The 1,689-nt window shown below is 38.5% G+C and carries 2 protein-coding genes; both read left to right on the forward strand.

Annotation, left to right across the window (positions count from 1 at the left end):
* Positions 1-77: 77 nt before the first annotated feature.
* Positions 78-1,082 (forward strand): transposase, encoded by a 1,005-nt coding sequence (locus QQZ16_RS02280; RefSeq protein WP_109769519.1) that lies wholly within the window; start codon positions 78-80, stop codon positions 1,080-1,082.
* A 25-nt stretch (positions 1,083-1,107) separates the two neighbouring features.
* On the forward strand, positions 1,108-1,662 hold the full coding sequence (locus tag QQZ16_RS02285) for a hypothetical protein (RefSeq protein ID WP_152910798.1): 555 nt from the start codon (positions 1,108-1,110) through the stop codon (positions 1,660-1,662).
* Positions 1,663-1,689: the final 27 nt, after the last annotated feature.

Here is a 1,689-nt window from a genome sequence, read left to right on the forward strand (position 1 = left end):
CTTACACGGAATAAATAACACCAACGGATAAAATAGGTTATAATAGACTTATTAATTATTTAAGTTGGTGTTTATTTATGCGTACTAAAAACAGGTTGAATCCAAGCGAGTCTATCTATTACAGTCCTGAAATTTCAAATTGTCCTGACTGTGGAGAGAAATTAACCTATTGCCATCCTGTATGGAGGAAAACCATCTCTACCCTAAAAGGGGAATTTAAAGTTATTAATCTTGGCTATCGCTGTGAAAATAATGGCTGTGAGAACAATACTGTTTATCGTTCTGCGGAGGCTGAGCAACTTAGTATGAAGCACATCACCTATGGCATGGATGTCATTGCCCACATTGGGCACTTGCGTTTCAAAGAACATAAAACCCGTTCAGAAATTGCCACCATCCTAGCTGAGAAGCAAGTGAAAATCTCAGAAAGGCAAGTTCAGAAACTGTACGAACGATATGCGTTACTTCTTCGTTCAGCGATTACAGAAAATATGAAAGAAACCTTAGAGGAAGTCGTGGAACAGAACAATGGATTAATCTTATCCATTGATGGCGTTCAACCTGAAAAAGGAAATGAAACGTTGTATGTTATTCGCGAGGTCTTAAGTGGCACCATCTTGGCAGCACATAATTTAAAGAGTAGCGCCTCTCAAGAGTTAATCGGAATTATTCAACCAATTCTTGATTGGGGTTACCCTATCCAAGGTTTCATCAGTGATGGTCAGCAGTCAATCCGTTTAGCAATCGAAAAGATAGCACCGGACATCCCATATCAATACTGTCAGTTCCATTACTTCAAAGATATCGCAAAACCGTTGGTAGAAAAGGACAGAAAGCTAAAGACAAACATCAAAAAGAAGCTAAGGGGAATTCGGGAAATCGAAAGAAAAATTGAAGAATCATCATCAGTAAGCATGGAAGAAGAAATTGCGAGTGACTATGTAGCGGCGATTCGTTCAGTGCTTTTGGAAGATGGAAAACCACCGTTTGAATTACCAGGTACACGTGTCTTTGAGCGAACAAAATCAATCAAGGACTCGATTGAAAAATGCCTGGATAAAAAAGGGGACTCCTTTACTTGAAAAGCTGTTCAGAATAGTCAGAAATGTGGATAACTACAAAAAGGATTATCAGCTCGTAAAACGGTGGGATCTGCGTTTTAAAAGGATTGCCACAATCATGGATCCTTCCGAAAACAAAACAAGTTCTTGGGTTGAATCCCGGTTAAAACAATATCTGACCCAAATAGAAAAGGAACTAAACCGTGAAGATGATTTTGCCTTTGTGGACAATCTGATGAGATATAGTAAAGGCTTTTGGAAAGGTCTCTTTACATTTTACGATTACCCTCTCCTGCCAAGGACAAATAATGATTTAGAGCTTTTCTTTAGAAGAACAAAAGTAAGGCATCGTAGGATTACAGGCAGTCGAACTTGGAATCGATACATTGTTCGTCACGGTGAAAACATCGTATTCGTTGAAAATGTTAAAAATGAACAAGATGGGCTGCAGAAGATTCGGAATGCTACTTATTCTGGCTATAAAAAAGAAGTTAGTAAGTGGGACAGTCGAATACATGAACACACAAAACAGAGAAGATTTAAGCAGGACCCAAATGCATATTTAAACAATATTGAAAGCAAGTGGAATCGGCACAACTAAATCATTGTGTTAGTTGTGCCGTGTAAG

This window comes from Bacillus sp. T2.9-1 (assembly GCF_950097965.1).
In the GTDB taxonomy this organism is placed as follows: Bacteria; Bacillota; Bacilli; order Bacillales; family Cytobacillaceae; genus Niallia; species Niallia hominis.

Coding starts and splice junctions, on each gene's coding strand:
- QQZ16_RS02280 (WP_109769519.1), top strand. CDS start 78: ATGCGTACTAAAAACAGGTTGAATCCAAGCGAGTCTATCTATTACAGT.